Below are 6,362 nucleotides of genomic sequence, written 5' to 3' on the forward strand. Positions count from 1 at the left end.
ACTTCCGCCTACGGGAGGTTGGACGTGCACGGCGGCCCGTCCGTACTCGGGGGAGAGGACGGGCCGCCGTCGCGCTGCTGGTCGCCGCTATTCGCTGTCAGCCGCCCCTAGTCGCTGCTGACCGTGAAGTGCAGCGTGTCCTTCAGGAACGGGATCTCCAGCCAGGGGTTCGGCTGCGCCATCATCGACAGCAGGACGATCGCGCTGCCCAGCACGCCGTACGTGAGGATGTCCGTGAAGCGGGAGCGCACCGCGAGCATGCCGACGTCCGGCAGCAGCCAGCGCAGTACCGCGCCGGTCAGGAGCGCGGCGCCGACCAGCAGCGTGCCGTAGCGGAACACGTCGAGCGCGGTGATCAGCAGGCCGACGCCGACCAAGCCCAGCACGGAGAGGATCGGCCACTGCCGGGCGGGCGCGGGGGCGGCGCCGGACGCGGCCCGGCCGCCGCCCTCGGGGCGTGCGGTGTCCCGCGTGAAACGGGGGAAGCGGCGGGTCGTGCGGCGCGGCCTGCCCTCGGCGTCGGGGGCGCTGACCGCGTCCCGCACCTCAGCCTCTTCCGGGTTTCTGTCAGCCTGCACTACGCACCCCAGCCTCTTCCGGATTGCTCTCAGCCTGCACTGCGCTCCGCCGCCTCGACCACGTTGGCCAGCAGCTGCGCCCGGGTCATCGGGCCCACGCCGCCGGGGTTCGGGGAGATCCAGCCGGCCACCTCGGCGACGTCCGGGTGGACGTCGCCCACGACCTTGCCCTCGGCGCTGCGCGAGACACCGACGTCGAGGACGGCCGCGCCCGGCTTGACGTCCTCGGCGCGGATCAGGTGCGCGGAACCGGCCGCGGCGACGATGATGTCCGCGCGCTTCAGGTGGGCGGCCAGGTCACGCGTCCCCGTGTGGCACTGGGTCACCGTGGCGTTCTCGCTGCGGCGGGTGAGCAGCAGGGGCATCGGGCGGCCGATGGTCACACCGCGGCCGACGACCACGACCTCGGCGCCCTTGATCTCCACGCCGTAGCGACGCAGGAGCGTGAGCACGGCGTTCGGGGTGCAGGGGAGCGGGGCCGGCTCGTTCAGGACCAGGCGGCCGAGGTTCATCGGGTGCAGGCCGTCCGCGTCCTTGTCGGGGTCCATCAGCTCGAGGATGCGGTTCTCGTCGATGCCCTTGGGGAGCGGCAGCTGGACGATGTAGCCGGTGCAGGCCGGGTCCTGGTTCAGTTCGCGTACGACCGCCTCGATCTCCTCCTGCGTGGCCGTGGCCGGAAGTTCGCGCTGGATGGAGGCGATGCCGACCTGGGCGCAGTCGCGGTGCTTGCCGGCGACGTACTTCTGGCTGCCGGGGTCCTCCCCGACCAGGATCGTGCCGAGGCCGGGCGTGACGCCCCTCTCCTTCAGCGCCGCCACGCGGGCGGTCAGGTCGGACTTGATCGCGGCTGCGGTGGCCTTGCCATCGAGAATCTGGGCGGTCATGGGCCCCATCCTCGCGGATGACCGGGTCCCGGTTCCAATCCGGGTGTCCGAATCCCGGCTCCCTTCGGCCTGACAAGATCCCGAAGATTGCATCTGCACAACGGCTCCCGTCGCAGACTGGACAAAATCACATCGCACCTAGAACGATGAACGGCGCAGTTTCGCGGATCGCGTTCGGGGGGCAAACCGTCCAAACAGTGAAGTTCCTCCGTGCAATGCCGCATCGTCCCCGCATTTGCAACGGAGGAATCCAGCCATGAGTTTCGGCTCACCCAACCAACCTTACGGTCAGCCGCAGGACCCGCAGCAGGGCTACGGTTACCCCCAGCAGGGACAGCCCGCCTACCCGCAGCCAGGGCAGCCCGGTTACGGCTACCCGCAGGCCCCGCAGGGCGTGCCGCCGCAGGGGGGCTATGGCTATCCGCAGCAGCCGGGTTACCCGGGCGGTCCGGGCGTTCCTCCCCGCGTCGCTTCCATGGGCCGCCGCTTCGGTGCCCGACTGATCGACAGCGTCGCCTTCATCGTCATCTACATCATCCTCGGCGCCATCGGCGTCGCAGGCTCCTTCAGCGCGATCGAGGACTGCGACCCGAACGCGGCCGACTACAACACCTGCGTCAACGATGCCAGCGGCAGCATCGTGGCCTCGATGGGCGCCGTGATCGGCGTCTTCGCGATCATCGGCCTGCTGTACGAATGGCTCATGGTCGGCCTGGTGGGCGCCACTCTGGGCAAGATGGCCGTCGGCATCCGGGTCGTAAAGGCCGACACCGGTCTGAAGCCCGGCCTGGGCTCCTCGTTCATCCGCTGGATCATCCCGATCGTCGGCAGCCTCGCCTGCGGCATCGGCCAGCTCCTCGTCTACCTGTCCCCGTTCTGGGACAAATCGGGCCGCCAGCAGGGGTGGCACGACAAGGCCGCGAGCACGATGGTCATCCAGAAGAACTGACCGGACACAGCGGCAGCTTCGCGCCCATCACATCCGAGGGCTACGGCGACCCGAACAACCGTTCCTCAGGACTGAGCGGGAGTGTGTCCTGTTGCCAGGACCCGTGCTCAGCCGAACGCCCCGAACGGTGTTGGGCGTTCTGGTCCACCGCGTTCTCGCCGCGTCCGGCGCCGACGGATCGTGTCCGTGGTCCGGGGATGCGGGGGCGGTTTCCCTCACACCCTGGGGAGCCCGGTCGGGCCTGGACGGTCCGATGCCCGCACCCATCGCTCTGGTGGGTGCGGGGCGGTGCCGTCCGTCGCCGGATCGGGTGCCCCAGGGCGCGCCTGCCGATCGCCACGGCGGCCGCGTCGTGGCGGGAAGCGCGCTACAACTCAGCACTCGGCGAGCCGTTCCAACCCCCGCCGGCCCGGTCGCGGCACGGTGGAGGTCATGCACCCACAGGGGGGTGGCAGGACCAGCGGCCTCCGGCCCGCTCGGGGGAGGGCCGGAGGCCGCTTCCGGGCGCACAGCGCGCGCACGCTTTCCGGCGCCGATGCCACCTTCGCTCACGAACTCTTCACAGACGCGCCGTATCAGGCAGAATGATTAGTGCTCGTTCAACAACGTCCCTTACTCTCCCCTTCGTCGGACCTGGGGCTGCGCCCCTTTGGCGTCGTAGGAGGAGGGGACGACTCCATGTACAGCGTCATCGTCGTACCACCGATGTGCGGCAACGCGGACGGGCAGTTGAGAATCGGCGCCGGCGAACGGCTGACGTTCGGCAGGGCCGGGACGGACGGCGGGCTCACCATCGACCACGAAGGGGTGCCCCGGGTCGCCGGCGAGATCACCGCGCACCGGAACTTCTGGCTGCTGAGCAACCTCAGCGAGGACCAGACCTACGTCGTGGACAACCCGGAGGGCGCGGGCGAGCACATCAAGATCGCGCCGGGCCGCCTGGACGCACCCGTGCCGTTCGAGTTCTCGCGGGTGGTGCTGCCCGCCGCGGGCGACCTGCTCGCCTTCGACGTCTGGGCGCCACGCCACGCCTTCCGCAGTGTCGAGCGCCACGGGCTCTCCGGTGCCCTGACCGCACCGGCGTTCGCCCTCGACCGCACCAAGCGGTACTTCGCGGTCCTGGCCGCGCTGTGCGAACCCCGGCTGCGCGGCGAGCCGCACGCTCCGCTGCCCGCCGTGGAGCAACTGGTGGACCGGCTGCGGTCCGTGTGGCCCACGGTCAGCCGCTCCGCCGTGTACTGGAACATCGACTACCTCGCCGTCAAGCTGCGGCTGCGGCCCGCCCCGGACACCGCGGAGCCCGGTCTGCGCGTCAACGGCAAGAAGGAGTCGCTGGTGTCCCTGGCCCTCCGCTTCGACCTCATCCGCGAGGAGGACCTCGCGGTGCTCGCCCCGGGCCCGAGCGAGGTAGCGCGATGAGCAAGTCGTACGCCGTCCCCGTGCCGAAGGGCTACCGGGTGGGCGCGTGGGAGATCCGCGCGCCCATCGCGTCCGGCGCCTTCGCCACCGTCTACGCGGCAAAGCACACCGGCGACGAGGACCCGGAACTCCCCCGCCAGGCGGCGCTGAAGTTCCTGCCCACCGGCACCCGCACCCCGCGCCAGCTGCGCCACCTGCGCGAACTGGCCGACCGCGAGGTGGAGTTGCTGGAGAAGCTGCGCGCACCGCGCCTGATCCGGATGTACGACACGCTCACGGTCGACGACCCCGGCCACCCCGAACTCGACGGCGCCACCGTCCTCGTACTGGAACGCGCCGAGGGCTCCCTGGACGTCGTGCTGGAGCTCACGCCGAAGCCGGAGGCGGGGCCCGCGCTGCTCGCCCAGATCTGCGAGGGCCTGCACCAGCTGCATCACGCGGGCTGGGTGCACGGGGACCTGAAGCCCGCCAACGTGCTGCTGCTGAAGGACGGTTCGGTCCGGCTCGCCGACTTCAACATGGCTGCCGAGCTGCAGGGCACCCACGCCTACGCGCCCGCGTTCGCCACCCCCGACTACACGCCGCCGGAGCTGCTCTGGCCCGAGATCGACGAGCGGGGCACCCGGATCCGCCCGTCCGCCGACATCTGGGCCTTCGGTGTCCTCGCGCACGTCGTGCTGACGGGGACGTTCCCGCTGCCCGGCGGCACCACGGACGCCCGCTGCGACGCGGCCATGCGGTATGCGCGGGGCGCCGAGGAGCTGCGTCTCTCACCCGAACTCCCGGAGGCCTGGCGGGAGATCGTGCGGGACTGCCTGGGCCGTACGCACGCCGACCGCATCACCACCGAGGCCCTGCTGCGCCGCGCGGAGCAGGCCGCGGGCACCGCCCGCTCGGCCCGTCTCCCCCGGCTGCGGCCCCGGCGCTGGCTCCGGCCGGTCCTGGTCGCGGCAGTCGCAGCGGTGGCCCTGGGAACGGCCACGACGGTGACGTACACCCTCCGCGACGAGGCCCCCGTGGCCGCCGCGCCGCCCACCTGCGAGAAGCCCGCGGTGTACGAGGACACCAAGTACGGCCGCGGCTACGCGGCGGGCGAGAGCGGCAGCTGGGACTTCATCATCAGGCAGGGGGACGGCGGCAGCCAGGTCAGAGAGGCGCAGTGCCTGCTCAGGTACCTGCACGGCATCACGGAAGTCGGCGAGGTGGACGGTGTCTTCGGTCCCATGACACACAGCGCGGTGGTCATCTTCCAGAAGCGGGCCGGAATGGACGCGGACGGGGTCGTGGGGCTGAAGACCTGGGCGGCGCTGCGGAAGGCGGAGGAGGTCTGATCTCCTGACCGCCACTGTGGCGCAGGTGGGGTGTGCGGGGGAACCTGGAACCTTTCAGGTTCCCCTGGTGATCGCTTCCGGCCGGCATCGTCCCGGAAGCAACCGCACCACCTCACCAACGGGGAGAACACCATGAACGTCCGTACGCCTCTGTCCCGCGCGACCACCGCGGCGGTCGGCGCCCTCGCCGCCGGCGCCCTGGCCATCAGCGCCACCCCGGCCTCGGCCTCGCCGGCCTCCGGGTACGTCAACGGCGGCGGCGCCTACTCCAACGACTGGTCGAACGAGGGCGGCCCCACCGGCCACTCCCTCTACAACGGCGGCAAGTACAAGAAGTCCAACGCCACCTGTCTGTGGCAGAAGATCCTCTGGGCGGAGGGCGTCACCGAGCAGAACGGCTCGCTCTACGACGGCGACGACATCGACGGCGACTTCGGCCCGAACACCACGTACGCGACGAAGAAGCTGCAGAAGCGCTGGGGCCTGACCGCCGACGGCAAGGTCGGCCCGAAGACCTTCGGCAAGGCCGACGCCAAGCTGCGGTACGTCTCCGGCAGCACGTCCGCGAACCGGGTGCTGACGGTCCGGTACGCGGGCAGGTCCCACTCCTTCACCCTGAAGCGCAACGCCCAGGGGAACTACTCGTTCTCCCAGGACGGCGGCGTGAAGCTCGCGGGCTACAAGTACCGCTCGTGCAAGTAACAGGGGCTTGATCAAGGCTCGTTGGCCCGCTGTCCGCGTGCACCGACCGGCGGGCGGCGGGCCTTTCCACGGCAAGGCCGAGCCGTGAAGACTGCCGACGTACGGCAGTGATCTCTGGCGCGTCGGGAGGCGATGATTCCCCCACCGACAGCCGACCCATGGAGGCACACCCATGAGACCGCCCCGCGCCGCCCTGCTCCTCACGGCGACCGCCCTGACCCCGGTCCTCCTCCTCACGACCCCGGCCTTCGCCACAGACGCGACCACGTCGCCCACCACCGTGACGGCGACGACGGACACGGACGGCTCCACCACGCCGGTCGACGAGATGTCCGACGACGACGTCCGGGTCGCGATCGCGCGCATCATCGGCGACCCCGCCACCGGCAAGGCCGTCTACGCAGCGGCACAGGCGGCCCTGGACGGCACCATCGAGGACCAGCGGTACTTCCTGGAGACGGGCCGCTGGATCGCCCAGTTCGAGGACGACCGCGTCGCC

Annotated in this window: 6 protein-coding genes and 2 pseudogenes; 5 read left to right on the forward strand and 3 right to left on the reverse strand. The window is 70.8% G+C overall.

Annotated features, from left to right (window positions below):
- Positions 1–107: 107 nt before the first annotated feature.
- Together AQJ91_RS08210 and AQJ91_RS08215 are read right to left on the reverse strand one after the other, a co-directional pair.
- Positions 108–578, reverse strand: coding sequence for a DUF3017 domain-containing protein (locus tag AQJ91_RS08210; RefSeq protein ID WP_067017928.1), 471 nt, complete (start codon positions 576–578; stop codon positions 108–110).
- A 29-nt stretch (positions 579–607) separates the two neighbouring features.
- Positions 608–1,462 carry a bifunctional methylenetetrahydrofolate dehydrogenase/methenyltetrahydrofolate cyclohydrolase gene (locus AQJ91_RS08215; RefSeq protein ID WP_067017930.1) on the reverse strand — a complete coding sequence of 285 codons (855 nt, stop codon included), beginning with the start codon at positions 1,460–1,462 and terminating at the stop codon, positions 608–610.
- A 256-nt stretch (positions 1,463–1,718) separates the two neighbouring features.
- On the opposite strand from AQJ91_RS08215, the gene AQJ91_RS08220 reads away from it, so the two are divergent.
- Positions 1,719–2,411, forward strand: a complete 693-nt coding sequence (locus AQJ91_RS08220) for an RDD family protein (RefSeq protein WP_067017932.1) — start codon at positions 1,719–1,721, stop codon at positions 2,409–2,411.
- 40 nt (positions 2,412–2,451) lie between these two features.
- Here AQJ91_RS08220 and AQJ91_RS55280 read toward each other — a convergent pair.
- Positions 2,452–2,778, reverse strand: a pseudogene (locus AQJ91_RS55280) (transposase); the annotation flags it as partial.
- Positions 2,779–3,089: 311 nt separating this feature from the next.
- Between AQJ91_RS55280 and AQJ91_RS08225 the strand changes: the two are divergent.
- From AQJ91_RS08225 to AQJ91_RS08240, 4 genes and pseudogenes are all read left to right on the forward strand, one after another.
- Positions 3,090–3,830 carry a hypothetical protein gene (locus AQJ91_RS08225; RefSeq protein ID WP_067017933.1) on the forward strand — a complete coding sequence of 247 codons (741 nt, stop codon included), beginning with the start codon at positions 3,090–3,092 and terminating at the stop codon, positions 3,828–3,830.
- On the forward strand, positions 3,827–5,161 hold the full coding sequence (locus AQJ91_RS08230; RefSeq protein WP_067017935.1) for a serine/threonine-protein kinase: 1,335 nt from the start codon (positions 3,827–3,829) through the stop codon (positions 5,159–5,161). Before AQJ91_RS08225 ends, AQJ91_RS08230 begins: the two co-directional genes overlap by 4 nt.
- Before the next feature lie 132 nt (positions 5,162–5,293).
- Positions 5,294–5,863, forward strand: a complete 570-nt coding sequence (locus AQJ91_RS08235; protein WP_067017937.1) for a peptidoglycan-binding domain-containing protein — start codon at positions 5,294–5,296, stop codon at positions 5,861–5,863.
- A 172-nt stretch (positions 5,864–6,035) separates the two neighbouring features.
- Positions 6,036–6,362: pseudogene (locus tag AQJ91_RS08240) on the forward strand (ALF repeat-containing protein); the annotation flags it as partial.

This window comes from Streptomyces dysideae (assembly GCF_001514305.1).
GTDB classification, from domain to species: domain Bacteria; phylum Actinomycetota; class Actinomycetes; order Streptomycetales; family Streptomycetaceae; genus Streptomyces; species Streptomyces dysideae.